This is a genomic window from Fibrobacter sp. UWH4, from assembly GCF_900142475.1.
Lineage (GTDB): Bacteria > Fibrobacterota > Fibrobacteria > Fibrobacterales > Fibrobacteraceae > Fibrobacter.
On the sequence record NZ_FRAY01000007.1, the window covers coordinates 103,710 to 125,287 of the forward strand.

The following is a 21,578-nucleotide window of genomic DNA, read 5'->3' on the forward strand; positions in this document are numbered from 1 at the left end:
AAATTCAATCGTTTGTTAGAGTTTTACTTTCGTCGTTGACTATACTAAATACAAAAGATTTAGGACGTTCGCCACCCCAAATTAACTCCAGGCCAGTAGCCGAGAGTGCATAAAGTCCAGCCACGCAGAATGCAAAGGCAAGACCGATGGTCAGGGCATACAACATCCAAATGTGGCCTGATACCATCTGATGCATGAAGTCTTTAATTCCATAGGCTTCGAATGTCTCGTCTAAAGCGAACAGGCAGCATACATGACCAATAGCTATAAGGAAGTGAAGCGCCGCTCCGAATCGTAATTTTTTCATGTTTTTTATCGCAGTTCGTTGATAGCCTTTTGCAAATTCGCGAGGAATTTCCCGGCATGAGCCCCGTCCATTTGCGTATGATGGAACTGGAATGATACAGGCAATTCGTAATGGAAAAGACGTTTCCTGTAACGCCCCCAAATCATAAACGGGTTGTTGAAAATGCCGGAATTCATGCCGACCGCGCCGTCGATTTCCGCATCGATGATGGCCGATGTGCCGATGACCATGCTGTTCTCGGACAAGTCCCAATCCGTACAACTTTCTGCCACGATCCTTGTGTATTTGAGATAGTCGCGGTTGAATGTCGCCAAGTCTTCGGAAAACGGAATGTCGCAAGAGCTGACTTCGCCTTCGTCGTTTTTCACGATTGTATTCACCGCAATCGAATCGTATTGCATAAGCTTGCCGTTTACCGGGAGCATGTAAAATTCCTTAACGTTTGCCGCGGCCATGCCGATGCAGTAATCCATAAGCATGTTGAACTTCAAGCCGCGCTTCTTGCTCACCTTCACGAGTCTTGTGACGTTTAGCGATTTGAAAAATGTCACCATCGGATTTGGAGCCTGCATCCAAAGCTTGAACGCCATTGCTCTAGTGGTGCTTTTCGGATCAATTTCTTTTGCCATTTTTTTGCCTTAATTTTCCGTCAACGGACATCAGCATAAACAATGTTGTGATGGGGCGGTTCATTTCTTGTAGGTTTTGAAAAAATGCTGCAAGTGCTTTTCGATGAATTTGAGCGCTTCTTTTTCGCATTTCGGCTGGCGATCAACTTTAGAAATCCAGAGTGCGACGGGGGCCGTAATCTCTGTCGCTAGCATTTCTGGGTCGTCTTTGACGATTATTCCTGCGGCCATCAATGTTTCGAGAATTTTCTGGTACATTTGCAAAAGTCCGTCCACCTGATGCCTTGTGGTGATTTCGGCGAGGCGTTCGCTGCGGAATTGTTCTTGCACCAAGAAAACACGCATCTTCTTGATAATCGGGTCGTTCATTGTAAAGCGGATTCTTTTCATCATTTCGTGGATGAATCCGTCGATATTCCCGGGAATTGTGCCGATTTTTTTCGCGGAACCGAACGATTCCTCATAACGCGCTTCGGCGATGTCGATGAGCGCATTCAAGATGTCTTCTTTGCCCTTGAAGTGCTTGTAAAGCGACGGCGCCTTGATGCCGACATCCTGGGCGATTTGCTCCACGCTGGTGCCGTCGTATCCGTTTTTGGCAAATAGCGTTAGGGCGGTTTCAAGGATTTTTTCTTTTGTAGACATGACGCCTCTACAGTTGGCTAACATTCATTAGCTAAAATAGCTAATATTTATTAGCCTGTCAAGAGGAAAACATCATCATCGGAGCCAAAACGGCAACCGTAAATGACGAGCGTCTTTGTCACTTCAAGAACAGCGAGAGTTTGCCGAAGTCTAGAATCGTGATAAACACGAAGAAGCTGATGAAGAACGCGGCAGCCACATTCTGAATGACCGTCTGCGTCTTGGTGGAAAGCGGCTTACCGCGCAGTTTTTCGATACCGAGGAACATGAGGAGGCCACCGTCGGTAATCGCGAGCGGAAGCAGGTTCATGACGCCCAAGTTAATGCTGATGAGCGCAAGGAGCATCAAGAAATCCTGGAAGCCGCTCATCCACACGTTACCCATGACGGCAACAATCGAGACCGGACCGGAGAAGGCATCGACCTTGACTTGTCCCTGGAACATGCGCTTGAAATAGCGGAAGATGCTCGTGGTCATTTTCCAGCTGGTGGCGCAAGTTTTCGTGAAAGCTTCTACAGGGCCGCGGCGCACAATTTTCGTTTCGCGGAAGAGCACGTAGCCCATCTGGATGCCGACCATATAGCGTTTATATTCTTCGTTGTAAACAGGCGTGAGCGAATTGGTAAGCGTATCGCCGTTACGGATAACGGTAATGTTTACGGGTTCGCCCTTGCTACCGTCGATAATGCGCACGACTTCTTCGTAGCGGGAAATATGTTCGCCGTTAATTTCAAAGATGGTATCGCCCACGGCAAGGCCCGCCTTTTCAGCTGCAGAGCCCGCTACAGGAGGCAAGCGTACAATCACGCGGTTACGCGGGTAAATGCCAATGTCGCCAATTCCCATCGCAATTTCGGAGCTGGCAGAATCTTGCGCCGGAATCACAAGTTCTTCGGGGACAACCGTAATGGTCAACGGTTCGCCGCCACGGTGCACGGTAAGCGGGACGCTTGCGCCGAGGCTTACGCCAATCTGTTCGCGGAAATCATCCCAGCCCTGAGTGGGCTTGCCGTTGATTTCAGTGATGGTGTCGCCCGGCTGAATGCCAGCGGTTACGGCCGGAGAATCTTTTGCGACAAAGCCCACGATCAAATCGTTCGTTGCCGGTTCTTCGACACCGACCATGTAAAGAATCATCAACAAGATAAAGGCAAATACAATGTTGATGAACGGGCCCGCAAATGCAATCGACGCGCGAGCGCCCACCGATTTCGCCACAAAATCACGTTCGTCCGGGACCTGGCCTTCCTTGAGCGTATCGGGATTTTCACCCGCCATGGCCACATAGCCACCAAACGGAATCGCCGAAATACAGTATTCCGTTTCGCCGTGACGGAACTTGATAAGTTTCTTTCCGAAACCGATGCTGAAAGTATTCACCTTGACATTATTCCACTTTGCCACCAAAAAATGGCCCAGTTCGTGAATAGTCACCAGGAAACTCAGGCCAATCAGGCCGAGCACAAACATCAATACATTACTGAGAATCGATTCCATCGTGTAATAATGTAGTAAAATGCACCAAGAGATCCTTCGACTTCGTCACATCGTGACTACGCTCAGGATGACACAAGACAAAAGAAGATGTACAGTCCGGCATGACAATTTTAGCGTAGTCTTCTCAGGCCGCGGGGCATCGGGACTTCGGTGCCGTCTTCCTGCAACAGGTAAATGTTGTCGAGGCTGATGTAACCCGTGCCGCTGTAGCGGGCGCGCCAAGAGAAGTTCTTGATTTGCTTCGGGTCGAGTTGCGGAATAGTCTTACCCCAGCCTTCCTGTTTCATATTTTCCCAGATGAGCGTGTCGCGCATCCAGGAACCGCGAGTATTCTTGAGGCGTATCATGAATTCATCGTAATCCTTGACCTGTTCGCTTGCGATTTGCACTTCGAAGTAGCCATCGGGATTGCTATGGTTCGTGGCGTAGTCGAACACAATACCCACCGAGTTGTGAACTTCTTCAGGAATCACGTAGTAGGCGCCGGCAAAGTTCGGCCAGCCCTGCGCAGGCGGCTGTTCGATCATGAAGTCGTGGCGGATAAAGCCGCCGTGCGGAGGAGCACCGTTGAAGACCTTCGCGCCGATAGTCGTCGCATTGTCTCCGTTTGCGACCGGGAACCAGTCGACTGCATCGAGGCCGTTATCGTAATTCTGCATGACGCTGGTGGTGCGGTAGGCGCCGCGGATGCGGAACGGAATCTTGAACACCGTCGACTTCTTGCCAAGACCAGAAATTTTCAGCACGGCCGTCGCCGAGCCCAGCTTAACATTGGCCGGGAAGGGCACCTTGACATGGAAACTTTCAATAGAAGCGTTCCACTTGCCGTCATCGGGAGTAATCACCTTTGAAATACCAAGTTCAGGAATCGAGAGTACACTTCCGATCAGTTGACCATTTTCTTGAACAACCGTTCCAAACAGGTCGAGCGTATCACCTGCAAGGAGCACCTTCTTTTCGAGAGCCGCAGCCAACACCTTGGGTTCCGCGGCAGCCTCGCCCGAAGTCACTTGCGGGTTAATTTGTACAACAGCGAGTCCAAACGGCGGCACCGTAATGTCCTTGCTCTTGCTCGGGTTAATGCGGCGGCCGCTCGGGCCCATTTTCGGGTACGGGTACGCCTTCTGCGTAGTGCCCACCCACTTGAACTGATCTTCGCCAAAGATTTCGACCTGTGTACGCACCAGGTCTCCCTTGCCGACTTCGGTCGCGCCACCTGCAGCAGAAACGCTTGCACGGTCAACCTGCACCACCTGCGGGGTTTCAGACAAATTCACAATCATCACGCGGGCAGAATCGCCCTTGCCGATAGCGTAAGCTTCGATGTCTGCGCTCGTCGATTTTACGGGCAGCACCGCATAGCCATTTTCAAGGAAATCCATGTAAGTCATGTAAATGCCGTAGTATTCCGCCGTCGGCTCCAGAGACTTCCAATAATTCCAGGAACCTTCCTTGGCGAGGGCCGTCATGCTAATGGTCCCCCAAGTGTCATCGGGGCCTTTGAACAAGTTGCCGAAAGCATCCCACGGAAGCACCTGCAGGCGGTTACCAAAACGCATCGCATGCTGTGCAAAGATGCTTGCCACTGCCGATGCCTGCGGGTAATCCATGAGCAGGCTAAAGCCCTGCACGCACGTACTGAATTCCGAAAGGAACACGCCGCGTTCGCCTTCAAGGTGACGTTTCATCCACACATTGAGCGTATCCATATTCGGGCCCACATCGAGCATGGCCTTGAGCATTTCGGCAGGCTTCGGCTCGTTGGGCGTCCAGTAGGGGTAATTGTGCAAGTCCACTACATCGAGGTAACGCTTGCCGTCTTTCTTTTCGGCCTCGCCCACAATGCGCAAGAATTCTTCCATCCAGTACTTGCCATCGAGCAAGCCGGCGCCCTTCTGCAGCATTTTGTGCGTACTGAAGAGCGGGCCATGCAGAACGATTGTAGAATCCACCGCCTTCATGGCGCGAGCGTATTCCAGGAATCGTGCAGCGTAATGCCTTGCCGAAATCGGGCCGGATTCTTCCCATTCACCGTCGAGTTCGTTGCCGATTTGCCACTGCTTAATGTTGTAGCCCTTTACTTTATTTGCATAACGCACCCAGGCTGCAGCTTCTTTCGAAGTTCCGGTACCCGCATTCACGCAAATGACCGCACGGGCATTCGGGAGCGTCTTGATGTACTCCATGAATTCTTCAAAATCCCACTTGATGTCGGTCCAGTCGGTACGGGCCTTGTCGCCATTGCGGGTAGACATTGCGTAGAACTTGTAGTTGTTACCGCCAAGCAAGTCGGTTTCGCCGCTATAAAGTTTCATTTCGCGAATCTGCACGCCCTTGCTAGGCAAATCAGCTGTCTTGAATCGAATGGCCACATAGCGCGTGCGGAACTTAGACTTGTACTTGGTGGTCGCGCCATTCACCTTGACCACTTTTTCAAGCTTCAGTTTGTTTTCAAGCGCCTGGTGCACGCCCGGATATTCGGCATAGTCTTCGGTCCAGTAGGCAATTTCAAAAGCCTTCGGGCGAAGCGTTCCCCAGCTAATTTCCAACGAATCGACATCGACCTTTTCCGGAAATTCCACCACGACCCAAGGCGGGTCCACCGGGTCCAAAATTTCGCCCCACCACATGGTTTCCATATTGCCGTCGGCCAAGTGACTGCGACGCACAAAGCCGTAGTTGTCCTTGGTGGTGCCGCGATAAATCGTTTCGCCCAAGAAACCGCGCGCCCACTTGGTTTCATCGGCGGTCCAGAGGCCCGTGCTATCGTAGCTACCGATACCGTTCCAGTGGTAATCATTCGAAAGAGATCCATTCGGGAATCTAAACAGCGTGTAACCGCCATCGATCAACGCAGAGGTCATGTCGTAATAGCGGCTCGGCGGGTTCCAAATCGCGAGGTCCGCAGACATCATGTTTTCTTTATTGATGACGACACCCGGATGCAAGTCATCGACCTTGATGACATTCTGGGCGGCAAAAGCGGCGGAACCAAGAGAAAGCCCCGCTAAAGCGGCAAAAACAAAACGATTGGCAAAACGATTTTTCATAGGAACCTCTCGGGGTAAATATAATTCAGAATTCAGAGTTCGGAATTCCGAATGATTTAAAAATAAAGAATGAATAACGAAAAAAGGCGGAACAAAATCCGCCTAACAATTACAACTAATTCAAAACTAGCAACCTTTCACTTGATTCTGTGGCCGTTCAGGTTGAAGCGCTTGCCATTCTTTTCGACATAGAGCATCTGGTCTGCAAAACGGAGCTGCGGGCCCTGTTTCGCGTGAGCCTTGCGAGCGACAGCGGGTTTGATAGAAGTAATTCCAGACGTCGCGAAAGAAGGAGCGTAACCGGCATTGATCGCTTCGATAGCGCCAGCGAGGTATGCAAAAGGAGCATTCCAGTTAATCGCCACCTCGTTTGTCGCATAACTGCAGCGGTTGTCCGTATAGGATGTCGCCGGCTTGCCTGTCCTGTAGTCCTTGCATTCCCAGGTCTGGGAGCCAATGTCTTCGCCACCGGGCTGCGGGCCGCCAACAATCATGCCAGGAACCGGGTCCTTCACGCCATCAGCCGTACTCGGGCGGTGGTGAGGCATCATCGGGGATTTCGTGCCATAACCCGTCAGGAAGGACATGTCGAGCGGGTTCTTGCCGAGCAGGTAGTCGAGCACCTTGGTCGCCGCGACATAGTACTTCTTGTCGCCAGTCAGATAATAGGCGTGCAGGAGCCACACGCCCTGGTTACCGGCCACGGAGTTGGAACCCCAGTAGAAGTCGTTATCGCCCATCACGACACCAAAACCTGTCGTAGAGCGCGCTTCAAAATCATCGGCCACGCTCAGCAACGTATCTTTCGCCACTTGAGCCACATTACCAAATTCAGTGGCATGAGTCGCCTTGCCGTAGGTAGCAAGGCCCGAAACGTCGGCCCAGCCCGGCAGGTTGTGAGATGCCCCGGAAGTCTTGTAAGAGGCATCGCCCGTAGTCACGAAAAGTTCCGTACCGGCAAAGTCCTTCTCGTCGCCAAGCGAGCCGTCGGCATAGGAACCCGTAGCCACATCGGACGGATTATTGAACGCCTTGTTCGGGTTCTGGGCGCCCCAAGCGTAGGCCTTCTTGGCTGCTTCGAGGCACTTGCTAGCATAAGAAGCATCGAACGGCTTATAAACGCGTGCCGCCACAGCCATCACCGCCGCAAAGTCAAAGGTCGCTGCCGTCCCCTTACCGATAACATAAAGGGGATCGGAATCCTGAGCAGGCATCACGTCACCCGGGAATCCAAGTGTAGTCAACTTGTGGTAAACGCCACCATCGGAAGCCTGCATGGTAAGCATCCAGTCAAGATTCCACTTGATTTCGGCAAGCAGGTCCGGCAGGTTGCCTTCGGCAGGGATATTCCACTTGAGCGTCTTGAAATAATCGGGGAAATGTTCGTAAAGAGAAAGGAGCGTATAGGTGGTGATACCCGAGTTCACAATGTAGCGGCCATAGTCGCCGGCATCGTACCAACCCTTGCTAGAATTGATCGTTCCCGAGGCACCTGTAGAGCTATGGAGCCGGGCAGTCGGGTTCGTATGTCCTGCGGCACGTTTCCACTGCCCCGCGTAGGTTTCATCAAGAGCCATGGAGGCTCGCTGATAGTAATACCATTTCAAGGAGGCCTTGAGCACGTCCTCGTATGTTTTATCGGCAACCTTCAAATCGGAGCGGACTACTTGTCCACCCACCTTGATAGAGTATGTTCCGGGAGTTTTCAATTCCGAGAAATCCACCAGCTGCACATTCTGCCCGCTCGGTGCCCAAGTCGAGGATTCGCCTGGAGTCACGGTCAAGACAGTAGAACCAGAAGCATTGACAATTTCAACATTACCGGACCCATCGACCAAGGCAAACTCCTTGGAATCGCCAGAACGGTAACCGACCTGATTGATATAAGCAGTCGCGGAGAACGCTGCCGTCGAAAGCGAAAGCAGCGCAATGGTCATGGGAACATACTGTTTTAGGCCAAAATTCAACATCTCGGGTACTCCTTTTTAGTCCATCCATAAATGTACCCTATAAAACAGCAAAAACGTCCACTTTTGAGACCAAAAGTGGACACAAGTGTACCCATTGTTCTATTTCTTTGCGAATTTAAGGCTTTTTTGCATTCCTGACGGGAATGTTACAACTATGGCATACGTCCCGGAAGGCAGCCAGGACAGGTCTAAGGAGCCCCGGAAATTGCCCCGCCAGGTAACCGAGCCGTTCACGGAGACGACAGCGCAACGGTATTCGCCCCCATTCCCGAAAGCCACCAGCTTGCTGCCGACCACGCCGACATGGGCAAGCTGTTTCCAGTTCGAAGGCAGACGAGTCAGAGAATCCGACGACGAATCCCGTTTCAAGGAATCAACCTTCGCGGAATCCAGAGGATCGACTACCTGTGACTTTGCATCACGTGCCATATTGAAGAAACTGATCATTTTGTCCAAATTCTCGGAGACGTACATTTCGCTGCCGCCATGGGTTCCACCCGCCACCGAGACAAGTTCCGTCACGACATCATGCTTTTTCAGAGAATCGTAGAGTTCCTGGCTCTGTTCCTTATTTACAATTTGGTCCGATGTTCCATGGAACAAGATAATAGGCGGATCGTCTTCGCTGGCATAGTACGGCGAACTCGCCACCATCCATTTATCCTTGTTGCCTTCGCGCTCGGCACCGATAAAGGCGCCTTCGTAAGTTCCGCTACCCATAAAATTATTGATAGGATTCATGGTATAAATATCGGTCGGGGGCGACCACAGCGATGCAGCATCGATACAGCTGCTGTACTGCGTAAAATCGCCTAAGTCACCTACCAAGTCAACCGTCACAGCGCCGGACTTGCCTTCTTTCAAGCCACAGGTTGTCGCTACAAGACTTGATAGGTGACCGCCCGAGGAGAACCCAGACATAGCGATAAAACTCGTGTCGATTTTGTACTTAGCCGCATTGCCGCGAATAAAGCGGACAACGGCCTTAAGGTCGTGCAACTGCGCCGGGTAAATGGCATCGCTTGCGGAGCGGTGATTCGGCGTCACAAGCGCGTATCCGGCCTTCAATAGTGCCGAGCCGATTGTATTCAGGTCCGCAGAGCCCTTCATATTATTCATGCTCCAGGCGCTACCGTAAGTATGAATCACCACCGGATAAGCATCCTTCGTTTCTTTGGGCAGGTAGATGTCCAATGTATGGAAAGTCTTTCCGTCGCCTGCATAATTCAAGTCGGCAAATTTTTCGGAGTATTCAATTTTACCCTGACCTTGCTGACCGCCAAAACCTTGCGCAAACGCAGACACCGCTACAGCGAGGCAGGTCACCGCCACAATCTTATTCATACTCAATCCTCTTCCAAACAGGCAAAATTGCCTATAAAGTAATATAAATCAAAAAAGTCGCCCCGCTCCGGAGCGACTCAAAATTCTGTTGTACAAGATTACAACTTACTTGATCAGGTCGAGTGTCAGTCGACGGGCTTCGGCGTCGGCTTCAAGCACCTGGTCGAGCGTCAGGTGACCGGTCACGTTCGGGGCACCGGCCATAATCGTTTCCACATGGCGCGGAATGTCGGTAAACTTGAGGTTACCCTTGAGGAAGGCGTCCACGAGAACTTCGTTCGCGGCATTCATCATCGAAGGCACGATACCGCCACGGCGGCCCGCCTCGAACGCAAGGGCGAGGCAGCGGAACTTATTAAAGTCCGGTTCGAAGAAGGTCAGTTTCGCGAGCGTCGGCAGGTCGAGACGCTTGGTATCGAGCGGCAGACGGTCGGGCCACGTGAGCGCCACCTGAATCGGGATGCGCATGTCGGGGGCACCGAGCTGGGCCATCAGCGAACCGTCGCGGAACTGCACCAGCGAATGCACCATGGACTGCGGGTGCACCACCACCTTGATCTGATCATACGGAATGTGGAAGAGGAAGTGAGCTTCGAGCACTTCGAGACCCTTGTTCATCATGGAGGCAGAGTCGATGGTAATCTTCTTGCCCATGCTCCACACCGGGTGATTCAAGGCGTCTGCCACGGTGATGTTTTCAAACTTTTCAATGGGCCATTCGCGGAAGGGACCACCGGATGCCGTGATTTCGAGAAATTCCACTTCGGATTCGCGCTTGCCGCCTTCGAGGCACTGGAAGATGGCGCTGTGTTCGGAATCAATCGGCGTGATGAAGGACTTCGGATTTTCGGCAAGCTTGTCCCAAATGACAGGGCCTGCCATGACCATGGTTTCTTTGTTTGCAAGAGCCACATGCTTGCCGTGTTCGATAGCGGTAATCGTCGGGAGGCATCCCACGGCGCCCATCAGCGAGTTAATGATGATATCGGCCTTCGGGTCGGCAGCGAGTTCGCAAAGGCCTTCCATGCCCACGAGCACCTTCATGCCGAGTACACTCTCGAGTTCCTTGGCGGCATTCGGGTCGAACATGCACACACGTTCCACCTTGTACTTGCGCACGATTTCGGCAACTTTGGCCACACTGCTGTTTGCGGCAACGGCATAAAGATTGAAGATATCGGAATGCTGGTGAATGACATCGACGCTAGAAGTACCGATAGAACCGGTCGCACCGAGAAGAACTACGTTTTTCATTTTGAAGCCTCTTTTTTATACAGCTAAAAAGATAAAAAAATGGCAGGACGACGCCCACCATTCTAAAGAGAGAGGTTTAAACTTTTTCGACTACAGTCGAACCTTACGTGTCTTGTTACCGACTTTCACAATATACACACCCTTGGCTCCGGTATAAACCTTCTGTTCAACACCGAGACCACGGGTAGTGCGCACCTGATGGCCAAGGCTGTTGAACACCGTGATTTCTTTGCCCTGGGCGCCACCGACCACAATGTAGTTGTCGGAAGACCTGTACACAGAGAATTGGAAATTGTCCTGAATTTCAGATGCAATTGCCCACGGGTTTTCGGAACTAGAGGAAACAACTTCGCTGCTGGAAGAAGACTCCGGTTCCGGAGCTGCATTTGCATTGGTCACGACAATCTTGCCTGCATTGGGCACCGCGTCAAAGTAAACATAGCCGCCATCCACCTTGGATTCAAGCTTTGCGCCATCCTGCGTCACTTCGACCTTGCTCCAGTCGGTTTTCACCTTGATGGAAAGCGGGTAGTCGTACTTGGAAATGTTGTCTGCAATGCTATGCTTGAGTTCGAAAGCCATGGAGTTTGCAGAGCCGCCGTCCTGCGGTTCAATTTTCGAGGCCTTGCGTTCCTTGATGTACATGGCGACATAGCCCATCGGGGCAACCCAAATGTCCTTATCTTTCTGCTGAGCATACTGGAGAGCGCCATCCATTCCATTCGCATCGGTCGGAGAATAGTCTGCAAAGCCATTGGTCTTGAACTGGAAACCATGCGTGAGGAATGCAACCCAACCGCCTTGTTGAACAGCTTTGTCCATGTTGCCCTTAAAATCGCTGGTTCCCTGATTACCCGTCATGAGCGCAGAGACTGCAGCCCAGTTGCTCGGGCCATCCTTGCCCATGATATCGGGACCGCCCTTCCAGCTTCCGTTACAAATTCTTCCGACAACGTAATTCTGAAGAACCTGGGCGTCACCCGGAGTATCGCAGTTCGGGTAAGCGAGAGTGACGACACCATATTTCTGCTGAATCTTTTGGCTGATTGTCCCCTTGGACGAAGAAATTTCATTAGCGGGCATCGGCTTTCCATTGGGGTGACTGTCGCTATGGCTTGCGATTTCGTGACCAGCATCGGACAATTTCTGAACACCACTCCAGTTGAGCATTCCATTGTTGCCACCGCCATTGGCCCAATTAGTGACGATATTGAAAGTCGCCTTATAACCGTACTTTTCGAACATGGGAAGAGCGACATCGACATCGCTTTGCGGGCCATCGTCAAAAGTGAAGGAAACCGCTGCCTTGCGGAAACCCGACCAGGTGGCAATTTCTGCATTCTGAGCAAAAACCATGGAAGAGCCCATGGCAATCAGAGCCGCGATAGAAAATTTTTTATAATCCATACTCACGCAATCCTCGTGTTGTTTTACACCTATAAATATATATAGGGGGGTAACAATACTCAATAAGAGTGATGGACTATCCGTTGTAAGCAAAAACAACGAATGTAAACGAAGCTAAACAATCTGTTTTCAGAATAAACGCCCCAGACCTAGTCCGGGGCAAGCCATTCAAATCCAGTACGACAGCAACGGATTACGCCAGTTTCTGGAAGAAATCCATGAGCAGGTAGAGAGCGGGGGCAGCAAGGAAGAAGGAATCGCAACGGTCAAGAACGCCACCATGGCCGACAAACAGGTTGCCGGAATCCTTGGTACCGCTCCAACGCTTGAGGGCTGACATCAACAGATCGCCCACCTGACCCGCAACAGTCACAAGCAGGCCAAGACCAATGGCCTTCGCCCAGTCGATATCCACGTTAAAGCAACCGAGAGCGGCGCTGCACTTTGCCCAGTAGGCAATCCACGCGACCGTCGCGACAGAACCCGCTACAGAACCTTCCCAGGTTTTCTTGGGGCTAATGCTCGGCGCAAACAGGTGCCGGCCGAAAGGACCCTTGCCCGCCGCGAACTTTCCGAAGAAATACGCCACCGTGTCGCAAAGCCATACGCCCGTCATCACCAGGATAAACGGATAGCAATGTTCAAAGCCCCGACCGTTACCCATCATGAGCACGTTCATGCCACCCCAGAGACCCACGTAGAGCGGGGCGCCGAGCTGCATCACAAGCCACGGGAAAAGGTGATCGATTTCCACCTTCGCAAAGGCCACGCCGATATAGATTGCAAAAATCACGAGGAAGGTCATGCCGACCACATAAGGCACGGCTGGCATACCAAAGTAGCTGCCCTTGGAAAGCGCCCATGCGAGCGTCAAAGCCAAGGAAGCTGCAAAAGAAAGGTAACGGGTATCGGGCCCCTTGTACATCTTGGAGGCCATGCCCGCCCATTCCCAGGCGCCCACGCCCGCGATAAAGCACATCAGGCCAATGCGGCTGAAGTCATTAAACCACAGCAAGAAAAATACAATCGGAATGGCGATAAACGCCGTTATCAATCGCTGCGCAAGATTACTCATGCAACACCTTCCCAAAACGTCTTTCTCGAGTCTTGAAGAACTCGACGGCCTTCAAGAATTCTTCCTTGGTAAAGTCGGGCCAAAGCGTATCCGTTACATAGAATTCGCTGTAGGCGGCCTGCCAAAGCAGATAATTCGAAAGCCTGAACTCTCCGCCCGTACGAATCACGAGATCCGGATCGGGCGCTCCCTTTAAATAAAGATTCTTTGCAAATAAACTCTCGTCGATGTCTTCGACCTTGAGCGTACCCGCCGCCACCTGGGCGGCGATTGCCTTGGCGGCATCCACGATTTCCTGACGGCCACCATAAGAGATAGCGAGATTCAGCTGCATCCCCGTGTTGTTCGCCGTCTTGTCGATTGCGGACTGGAGACTTGCACGCGGCTTGTCCGGCAAACGGTTCATGTTGCCGATGACCGTAAGCTTCACGTTCTTTTCCATGAGGTCGGGAATTTCCTTGACGACCATCTCGATGAGGAGGTTCATCAGGTAATCCACTTCCTTGGAGGGGCGGCCCCAGTTCTCGGAGCTGAACACGTAAAGCGTCATGTGTTCGAGCTTAAGGTTTACGCCCACCTCGACCGCATCGATTGTCGCCTGGGTACCCTTACGGTGTCCCAGGAAACGTTCGAGACCACGGCTACGAGCCCAACGCCCGTTACCGTCCATAATGATGGCGACATGTCTAAGCTGATTTGCCACGCAAACCCCGGACTACACCTTGAGGATGTCCGCTTCCTTTTCGGCGAGCAGACGGTCAATTTCGGCGATAGCCTTGTCGGTTGCCTTCTGGATTTCGTCCTGCTGCTTCTTGACTTCGTCTTCGGGCATTTCCTTGTTCTTCTTGAGAGAGTCGTTCGCATCGCGGCGGATGTTGCGGATAGCCACGCGGCCTTCTTCGGCATGCTTGCGGGCAATCTTCGCGAGTTCCTGGCGGCGTTCCGTGGTAAGGATCGGGAGGCTCACGCGGATGCAGTTGCCGTCCTTCATCGGAGTAAGGCCGATGTTTGCAGCGAGGATAGCCTTTTCAATCGGGTCGACCATGGTCTTTTCCCACGGAGAGACCAGCAGCATACGCGGTTCCGGAACAGAAACCTTGGCCACCTGAGAAATCGGGGTCGGGGTGCCGTAGTAGTCGATACGCACGTCGTTCAGGATAGCGGGGCTAGCCTGGCCTGCGCGGATCTTGGAAAATTCACGTTCGGTGGCCTCGATGGCCTTGCTCATCTTATCGGAATATTCAGACATATTTCTCTGTTCCTAGTTACGCCCTGCGGGCTAGTTCCTATACTAGATAAAAGTGAATGGTTTTCAGTTATTTCTAGGATAAATATACATAAAAGCCGGACCGGTATTACAATTTCGACCTATTAAAAAAGCAAAAACGCCCCGCAGTTGCAAGGGCGCGAAATTGTAAGTTATTTATAATTTAGCAGTGCACCAGCGTGCCGAGGTCACCGTTGATGGCCGCGCGGGAGAGGTTGCCCTTTTCCATCTTGAACACGAAGATGGGCATGTTGTTTTCCATGCAGAGGGCGACGGCTGCGGTATCCATGACCTTGAGACCGCGGGAAATGACTTCCTTGTAGCTGATGTCGTCAAAGCGAGTTGCAGTCGGATCCTTGACCGGGTCTGCGGTGTAGATGCCGTCGACCTTGGTAGCCTTCATGATGACGTCGCATTCGCTCTCGATAGCGCGGAGGGCGGCGCAACTGTCGGTGGTGAAGAACGGGTTACCCGTACCGGCGGAGAAGATGACCACGGAGCCTGCGGACAAAAGCTTGAGGGCCTTGCGGCGGTCGAAGAATTCGCAGACCGGTTCCATGCGGATGGCAGACATCACCACGGAGTCGACACCCTGCTTGTCCAAAGCATCTTGCATGGCGAGGCCGTTCATCACGGTGCCAAGCATGCCCATGGCATCGCCCTGGGCGCGGTTCATACCACCTGCAGAAGCGGAAATGCCGCGAACGAGGTTGCCGCCACCAATCACGAGCGCGACCTGCACGCCCTGCTTGACGATGGAGGCAATTTCAGACGCCATGTCAGAGAGAATCTGGTTGTCGATACCGTGGCCCTTTTCGCCTGCGAGGGCTTCGCCACTGAGCTTGAGAAGAATGCGCTTGAATTTTGACATAGTTTTTAGTAGGAAGTAGGAAGTTAGAAGTAGACTATGAAAAGAATCTCTAGTAACATCCTAGGGTTAATGTTTTCATTCAGAGGAAATGTAATAAAAACAGGCTATAGCAAGTTTGTAAAAATCATATTTCTGGAGCGATACGATACTTTTCGCCAAAAAAGAATATACTATTAGATTAGTGTTTGTTTCGGCCATGGGATGTTTATGAAAAACAAAATTTTACCGTTCAGTATTTTATCGGGTTTGTTATTGCTCCCCGCAACACTTTTTGCCGATATCGTGTACCAGGGGAAGCGCGTCCAGGAATGGCCCGAAGAAGCCCGACCCACATTCACCGGATCCAAAGCAAGCGCGTCCAGTTCCGGTTTAGCGAGAGCAGTTGCAACACAAACGAAAGGCCACTACGCCGCCCCCAAAGGCAAAATCTACAGTCTCACGCTCCTCGTCGATTTCTCGGACAAGCCCGCCCCCGTTACAGCGGACGAAGTCGAGGAATGGCTCAACAAGGAAGGCTTCAATAGGGACGGCTGCAATGGTTCCGTACGCGACTACTACCTTGACGTTTCTAACGGACAACTGGACCTCACGAACGAAGTCTACGGCTGGTACCGCGCCCAGCATCCGAAGTCATGGTACGAAGGCCTGAACGGATACTCGGGTTCCGACTCGCTCATGAAAGAAGTATTCGCGTATTTCGATTCTCAGGTTGATTTTTCGCGCTATGACAACGACAAGGACGGCACTACCGAAGCCATCAACATCGTATACGCCGGCGCCGGACAAACTTGGGGACAGGGCCTGTGGCCGCATTCCGGATGGTCCAGCGAAAAGCGCGATGGCGTAAAGCTCACGCACCATCAGATGACGGACATGCCGGGCAAGTTTTCGATATATGTTTTTGTGCATGAATCGGGGCACATGATCTTTGGCTGGCCGGACCTCTACTGGTATGGCGACTACTGCACCATGGGCAACCGCGCGAACGACTTGAATCCCGTCGCGATTAACGACTTCTACCGTGCGGACCAGGGCTGGATTCCGTTCGTAGACATCACGAGCGAAGATGTAGACAACGTAACAGGCCTCGAAGTTACGAAGCCGGGAGAGTTCTGCTACCGCTACAAGAACCCCGCAAGGCCAAACCAAGAAGGTTTAGTTTGGTCTTACGTACGCAACACGGGCCGCAACAAGGTACTCGCTGGGAGCGGCCTCTTGATGCAACACTACGATTTTTCCATCGAAGGCAATTCCGCTTCGGATAAGCTGGGACTCCGAATCGTGCACGCGAACGCCGCAGGCAAATCAAGCGACGACGTTGCCGACCAGTGGCCAAGCCCGGGCAGCACAGCCAACACGTTCTTCAAGAGCGGAACCTATGCGGAATTTTCAGATGACGCCTACCCCGCTATCCGCTGGTATAACGGCTCCAAGACAGGCCTCAAGATTACTGACATCGGGACGCCCGGCGAAACGCTCACGTTCTGCATCGGCGAGAACTGCTCCGAACCCTCGTCCAGTTCGTCGACAGTGGCAAGTTCCAGCAGCGTCGCTGAAATCACCATCCAGAAAATCGCACTTGAGACAACGCTCCCAATAAGCGACAGCTATGCGCCCGTAACGATCGACCTGAACGGCAGCGAAGTCGCAAGCATCCTCGGCATCAAGCGCACCGAAATTGAAGACAAAGTAAAATTCTACGGTGTAGAACCGAACGGCAAACTCGACAGCAATACTACCGGTGAAGGCTCCGGTCATTGGTTCGACAAGGACGGCAAAATTGTCACCTGGGACCCGAACGGCTCCAGCATCGTGTTCTCCAATGTGGACCTCACGACCATGACCACAAAAATCGGTCACATGCCAGGTAAAGTCAAAGCCGGAGACACCTTCACCGTGCGACAAGCGCTCGTTTACGGCAGTAAGCAAGTCACCTTTGAAATCAAGGTAACAATCGAAGGCGGCACCACCGTCATCACCAACCTGCGCAAGGCAAAATACGGCAAGCCCGGCAGCAAGATATTCAATGTGCTCGGAAAACCCGTCGGAGTACGCAACGCCAATGGCGCTCTGCCCGATTTGCCCAAGGGCATTTATGTGGAAGTGGCGAAATAGGGGTGAACGTCATACCTATTGCTTTTCGCACGGTTTTATTGTATATTTATTCATAGAGTAGCAGTCAATCCCGCTGACACCGAGAAAATGACGCCGTTGGCGTCCGTACCATTGTCTCGGTCATAGTTTCATACAAGCTTGAAACTGCGACCCACGACTCAGTACTATTCAGGGCGGGAAGTTCCACTATCTGCTTGAGGTCGTCACCCTTCGCGGTATTGACAGTATCGCGAATCGAGACAGTTGCCCTGAGGGGAACCGGCCCCTTGGCTATCAACGTAGAGCACCGTCTGCCACAAAACGCGGACGTAAAAAATCAGTCGTTCAACTGGTTTGCAAATGGCCAAAGCCCTCTGGGGCAGGCTGTTGATGGTGCTCTGCGAAAACATAATCCATTCCTTGTGCACCTCTCCGCTCTTGGTTGTTTGCAGACTACAACCGTTAAACAACCCATAGGAGATTCCCGTACCGGGAATGTTAATATGAACCGTACACAACATTTGGCCATGCTCGAGGCCATGAGAATCGACAGCAGAAACCTGCTCAAGTACCAGCAGATTTACAAGTTCGCCTACCTCTTGTGCGACGGCGTTTTCAAGATCGTATTCGCCGAAGAAAAGGGGCATTCGCTCCTGATTTCGCTCTTGAACGCCATGCTCGACCTGCATGACGGCGACGCCATCAAGAGCATCTCGCTCGAAATGCAGGAATACCCCGGCATCTTTACCAAGAAGGACTGCATCCTGGACATCATCGGCACCACCAACGCAGGCGAAAAGGTCCTGGTCGAAGTCCAGCAGAAGAAGGACAAGTTCTTCAAGGACCGCGTGCAGTATTACCTCTCCCGCGTTATCGAGAACCAGGTCCACACGAGCGAAAAGTACGAGCTCCCCCGCATCTATTTCCTCGGGCTCCTTGATTTCGAGATGTTCCCGGAAGAACCCGCCGAGTACATCCATCATGTAGACGAAATGTGCCACGGCAAGAAGTTCTTCCCCAAGATCCAGAAGGTCTTCGTGGAAATCGACAAGTTCTTTGAGCTCGAAAACGCCGGGACCACCAAGGACGACCACTCCGATGCCGCCCAGTGGCTCCGCGCCATCAAGGCGATTGTCAAGGAAGAAAGTGCGCCTGAAAAGATTCTGCAGAACGAAACCTTCCAGAAGTTGATGGATTCCGTAAAATTGATTAACTTTGCAGAAGAGCTTTTTAATGTCGAGGTTAAGAATATGACGGACTTGCAGGCAGAACACGAAGAAGGACTCGCGGAAGGCCGTGAACTCGGTTTTGCCGAGGGCAAGGCTGAAGGCTACGCTGACGGCAAGACCGAAGGATTCGCCGAGGGTAAGGCTGAAGGGTTTGCCGCAGGTGAAAAAGCCGAACGTGCCAAAGCCGACAAGGAAAAGCGCGAAATAGCAAAGGGCTTGCGTGAAGACGGCGTCCCTATGGACGTTATTATCCGCAGGACAGGTTTTTCTAAAGAAGAAATCGAAAGCCTGTAACCTGCATTCAATTTCACCTACATTCTAATACAACTACAAGCCGGCCTCGCGATAGACCGGCTTTGTTTTTCGCCTCATATCATTCTACACATTTTTGCAGGCACAATCTTCGTTAAACACCTGAACATCATACCTCCACGAAATGGCCTTGCGACAGCACGGAGCCAGCAACGAATCATCATCCTTCAAGAAATATGTATGGCGTCGACAACACATCGCAGCCAAATGCGTACAATACCGTGCCGTATCCCGCGTGTGGTGCTTCATGTGAAAACACGAAACCACAAGCATCCGGTTTTCGGCCATCGCATTCCATAATGGACCGCTATAGGAATTCGGAAGCGAACATCCACGGAGCCAAACCGCAAACGCCCCATTTTCTAGCGCGACATTCAAAATTCGCTGCTCCGCCTTAGAATGGAACGTTCCTACAAGGCACCGATGCCGTTCTCCCATTTCTGTAGCCCATTGCACAAGGCGACAATCATCTGTATCAAAATGCCGCGACGCGAACACGCTGATTTTCACTTCGGGGCCGCGCCAGAGACGCATGCTCCCTTCGCAATTAACACCTAAAAGCTTTATTTTATTCATGAAACTCCCCGAGAGACAATAGCCAAAACATCTTCCTTTGTGCAAGGAAGTAATCGTCCCTTTATCCTTATTCTGAAGGTGAATATATTAACTCTGGAGCTGGCACTAAACAGGTGAAAGCCCGGCAACGCTCTCATAAACCGGCGTGTCTATAATATACCTAATGAGTTTAGGAAAATCAAGGGGGGGGGGGGAGGAGGGATGTTGTTCTGCAACCTACAGTTGACATTTATTATATTTCACCAAAATGAATGTTTGGTGGGATTTTTATAACCGGAGGTCTTCTGTGAAAATTTTTAACGTTTTGCGCAAGCGCATAACAGCATCAGCTCAGCCATGTCAGTCTGCAAGCAGCCTGCCGCGGCATTCGCTTCGCATGTTATTTGCTCTGTCCATTCTTCTAGCCTTGCTCGCAGCATGTGGAGATGAATCTAGTAGCTCCGCTCCCGATCCAATCGGTGAAATTTCGTCGAGTAGCAATGACGATAACGGTTCCACGGGTAAAGACAAAGACACGTCTTTGTCTTCACAGAAAGATTCCCAAAAATCCAGTTCCTCGGTGGCGGAGAAGAATTCTTCTAGTTCTGTAAGTGGCAAAAATAGTAGTTCGTCTGTAGCAGAGTCGAGTAGTAGCGAAGAGGAATTTCATCTTTGCGAAAATGGGGATACTCTGACAACTGAAAGTTCGAAAAAAATCATGCATTTTGTTTGCGAGAATAACAATTGGGTTGTCGAATACACTGTTCGTAAAGATTCCCTTGATTCCCTCGCTGCAATCGAGAAAAACAAGGAACACCCGAACATGGATAGCCTTTTTGCTGGCTACGACGGAGAATATTTCGAATTCGAGGACCCGCGTGACAACCGAAAATACAAGTATGTGGAATATATTTGGCACTCCGAAGATGGTAAGGGTAGGGATACCTTCTATGTGATGGCCGAAAACTTGAATTACGGAAAAATGATTTCTAGCGGCACGACAAAATTTGACGACAAAGTGACTGAAAAACTATGCTACGTAGATGACGAATGGTTCTGTGACAACCACTTTGGTGGTCTATATACATGGGCAGAGGCTATGAATTTGCCCAAGGTCTGTGATTCTGTCGCGGTGGATAGTAATGACGCGTGCAAGAGTTTTGCAAATGCTGTCAAGAGCGTTAGCGATCCTCGGGTAGTCCGTTGGCAAGGAATTTGCCCGGACGGTTGGCATATTATGACTCAATACGAGTGGCAGCACACAGAAACATCCGCTGGACTTAAATCTAAGGCTGTGTGGGAGCATAAGGGATATAATTCTTCGGGGATGTCTATTATTCCGACAGATCGATTAGAGACAAGTGTATATACTGCATTTTGGATGCCTACTGCTTTGGAAAGTAATGTTGCAAAAGCCGTGTTTTTTTATTCTACTTCAAATAATGCTGATTTGTCAGGTGCAGAAATAACACGAAGAACATTTCGTTCTATCCGTTGCGTGATGGATGCAAATAACACTTTGATTCACTAAAAACCAATCACAAAAATTTTTAACAATAAAATTAGGACGTGAGGGGCATGCCCTAAGGAGAACCTATGTCTAAAAACAAGAAAAATATGAAAAATTCTAAGAAGCGCGTTAACAACTACAAAATGGACGCCTAAAGGCGTCTACGGCTGCGTTCGGTCATGCCCAAACGCAAGCGTTTTGACGTCTACGACGTCCGTAGCTGCGGCTCGATAATGCAAAAACAAATTTTTTGCGCTATCTCGCCTTGCATCCTTTTGTCGCGACACTCACTTGCACGTTACTGAATCGCTTGAGCCGCGTTTGCGCTAAAGCGACGGCGAATGCCTGGCCGCTAAGCGAACATTCGTCGGGCGAAGCCCGAGGCCATGCGAGCGTGCGGAGCAGGCTGAGCCGGAGCGTTGCTTGCTAAGCGTTTTCTCGGATGGAAAGGTGCCCCCGGAACAAGTCCGGGGTGACATCCGGGGGTTTTAGGGGGTGGAACCACCTAGGCGAGGGGGTGCTGGAAGACTTGCCTTGGATTCTATCGCTTCGCTCCAGAAT

The 21,578-nt window shown here is 51.4% G+C and carries 17 protein-coding genes; 3 read left to right on the forward strand and 14 right to left on the reverse strand.

The window, feature by feature from the left end:
* Positions 1 to 4: 4 nt before the first annotated feature.
* The 13 genes from BUA93_RS12670 to pyrH form a co-directional block, all read right to left on the reverse strand.
* Positions 5 to 307 carry a hypothetical protein gene (locus BUA93_RS12670; RefSeq protein ID WP_072979961.1) on the reverse strand — a complete coding sequence of 101 codons (303 nt, stop codon included), beginning with the start codon at positions 305 to 307 and terminating at the stop codon, positions 5 to 7.
* A 5-nt stretch (positions 308 to 312) separates the two neighbouring features.
* Positions 313 to 936 (reverse strand): CatA-like O-acetyltransferase, family 2, encoded by a 624-nt coding sequence (locus BUA93_RS12675; RefSeq protein ID WP_072979963.1) that lies wholly within the window; start codon positions 934 to 936, stop codon positions 313 to 315.
* 60 nt (positions 937 to 996) lie between these two features.
* Positions 997 to 1,581 (reverse strand): TetR/AcrR family transcriptional regulator, encoded by a 585-nt coding sequence (locus BUA93_RS12680; protein WP_072979965.1) that lies wholly within the window; start codon positions 1,579 to 1,581, stop codon positions 997 to 999.
* A gap of 118 nt (positions 1,582 to 1,699) precedes the next feature.
* Positions 1,700 to 3,079, reverse strand: a complete 1,380-nt coding sequence (rseP, locus tag BUA93_RS12685; RefSeq protein WP_072979967.1) for an RIP metalloprotease RseP — start codon at positions 3,077 to 3,079, stop codon at positions 1,700 to 1,702.
* A gap of 110 nt (positions 3,080 to 3,189) precedes the next feature.
* The gene (locus BUA93_RS12690; RefSeq protein WP_072979969.1) at positions 3,190 to 6,129 is read right to left on the reverse strand and encodes a glycoside hydrolase family 44 protein; all 2,940 of its coding nucleotides are present in this window, start codon (positions 6,127 to 6,129) and stop codon (positions 3,190 to 3,192) included.
* A gap of 137 nt (positions 6,130 to 6,266) precedes the next feature.
* Positions 6,267 to 8,099: a glycoside hydrolase family 9 protein gene (locus tag BUA93_RS12695; protein ID WP_072979971.1), complete on the reverse strand. Its 1,833-nt coding sequence runs from the start codon at positions 8,097 to 8,099 to the stop codon at positions 6,267 to 6,269.
* Positions 8,100 to 8,198: 99 nt separating this feature from the next.
* A complete protein-coding gene (locus BUA93_RS12700) occupies positions 8,199 to 9,443 on the reverse strand; it encodes an alpha/beta hydrolase (RefSeq protein ID WP_254793984.1) in 1,245 nt (414 codons plus the stop codon).
* A 105-nt stretch (positions 9,444 to 9,548) separates the two neighbouring features.
* Complete coding sequence (dxr, locus tag BUA93_RS12705; protein ID WP_072979972.1) at positions 9,549 to 10,697, reverse strand: 1-deoxy-D-xylulose-5-phosphate reductoisomerase; 1,149 nt, start codon at positions 10,695 to 10,697, stop codon at positions 9,549 to 9,551.
* 90 nt (positions 10,698 to 10,787) lie between these two features.
* Positions 10,788 to 12,104 (reverse strand): polysaccharide deacetylase family protein, encoded by a 1,317-nt coding sequence (locus BUA93_RS12710; RefSeq protein ID WP_072979974.1) that lies wholly within the window; start codon positions 12,102 to 12,104, stop codon positions 10,788 to 10,790.
* A 193-nt stretch (positions 12,105 to 12,297) separates the two neighbouring features.
* Positions 12,298 to 13,179: a phosphatidate cytidylyltransferase gene (locus BUA93_RS12715; RefSeq protein ID WP_072979976.1), complete on the reverse strand. Its 882-nt coding sequence runs from the start codon at positions 13,177 to 13,179 to the stop codon at positions 12,298 to 12,300.
* Positions 13,172 to 13,882 carry an isoprenyl transferase gene (locus BUA93_RS12720; RefSeq protein ID WP_072979978.1) on the reverse strand — a complete coding sequence of 237 codons (711 nt, stop codon included), beginning with the start codon at positions 13,880 to 13,882 and terminating at the stop codon, positions 13,172 to 13,174. The genes BUA93_RS12715 and BUA93_RS12720 overlap by 8 nt, the downstream gene beginning before the upstream one ends.
* A 12-nt stretch (positions 13,883 to 13,894) precedes the next feature.
* The gene (gene frr, locus BUA93_RS12725; RefSeq protein WP_072979980.1) at positions 13,895 to 14,428 is read right to left on the reverse strand and encodes a ribosome recycling factor; all 534 of its coding nucleotides are present in this window, start codon (positions 14,426 to 14,428) and stop codon (positions 13,895 to 13,897) included.
* Between the two features lie 181 nt (positions 14,429 to 14,609).
* Positions 14,610 to 15,317 (reverse strand): UMP kinase, encoded by a 708-nt coding sequence (gene pyrH / locus BUA93_RS12730; protein ID WP_072979982.1) that lies wholly within the window; start codon positions 15,315 to 15,317, stop codon positions 14,610 to 14,612.
* 207 nt (positions 15,318 to 15,524) lie between these two features.
* Here pyrH and BUA93_RS12735 point away from each other — a divergent pair, with 207 nt between their 5' ends.
* Together BUA93_RS12735 and BUA93_RS12740 are read left to right on the forward strand one after the other, a co-directional pair.
* Entirely contained in the window at positions 15,525 to 17,432 is a 1,908-nt protein-coding gene (locus BUA93_RS12735) for a M6 family metalloprotease domain-containing protein (protein WP_072980048.1), read from the forward strand.
* A gap of 482 nt (positions 17,433 to 17,914) precedes the next feature.
* Positions 17,915 to 18,934: an Rpn family recombination-promoting nuclease/putative transposase gene (locus tag BUA93_RS12740; protein ID WP_072979984.1), complete on the forward strand. Its 1,020-nt coding sequence runs from the start codon at positions 17,915 to 17,917 to the stop codon at positions 18,932 to 18,934.
* An 84-nt stretch (positions 18,935 to 19,018) separates the two neighbouring features.
* Here the strand turns inward: BUA93_RS12740 and BUA93_RS16020 are convergent, their stop codons facing one another.
* The gene (locus BUA93_RS16020; protein ID WP_139258063.1) at positions 19,019 to 19,528 is read right to left on the reverse strand and encodes a hypothetical protein; all 510 of its coding nucleotides are present in this window, start codon (positions 19,526 to 19,528) and stop codon (positions 19,019 to 19,021) included.
* Positions 19,529 to 19,814: 286 nt separating this feature from the next.
* Between BUA93_RS16020 and BUA93_RS15775 the strand changes: the two genes are divergently transcribed.
* Positions 19,815 to 21,038, forward strand: coding sequence for an FISUMP domain-containing protein (locus BUA93_RS15775; protein WP_175547444.1), 1,224 nt, complete (start codon positions 19,815 to 19,817; stop codon positions 21,036 to 21,038).
* Positions 21,039 to 21,578: the final 540 nt, after the last annotated feature.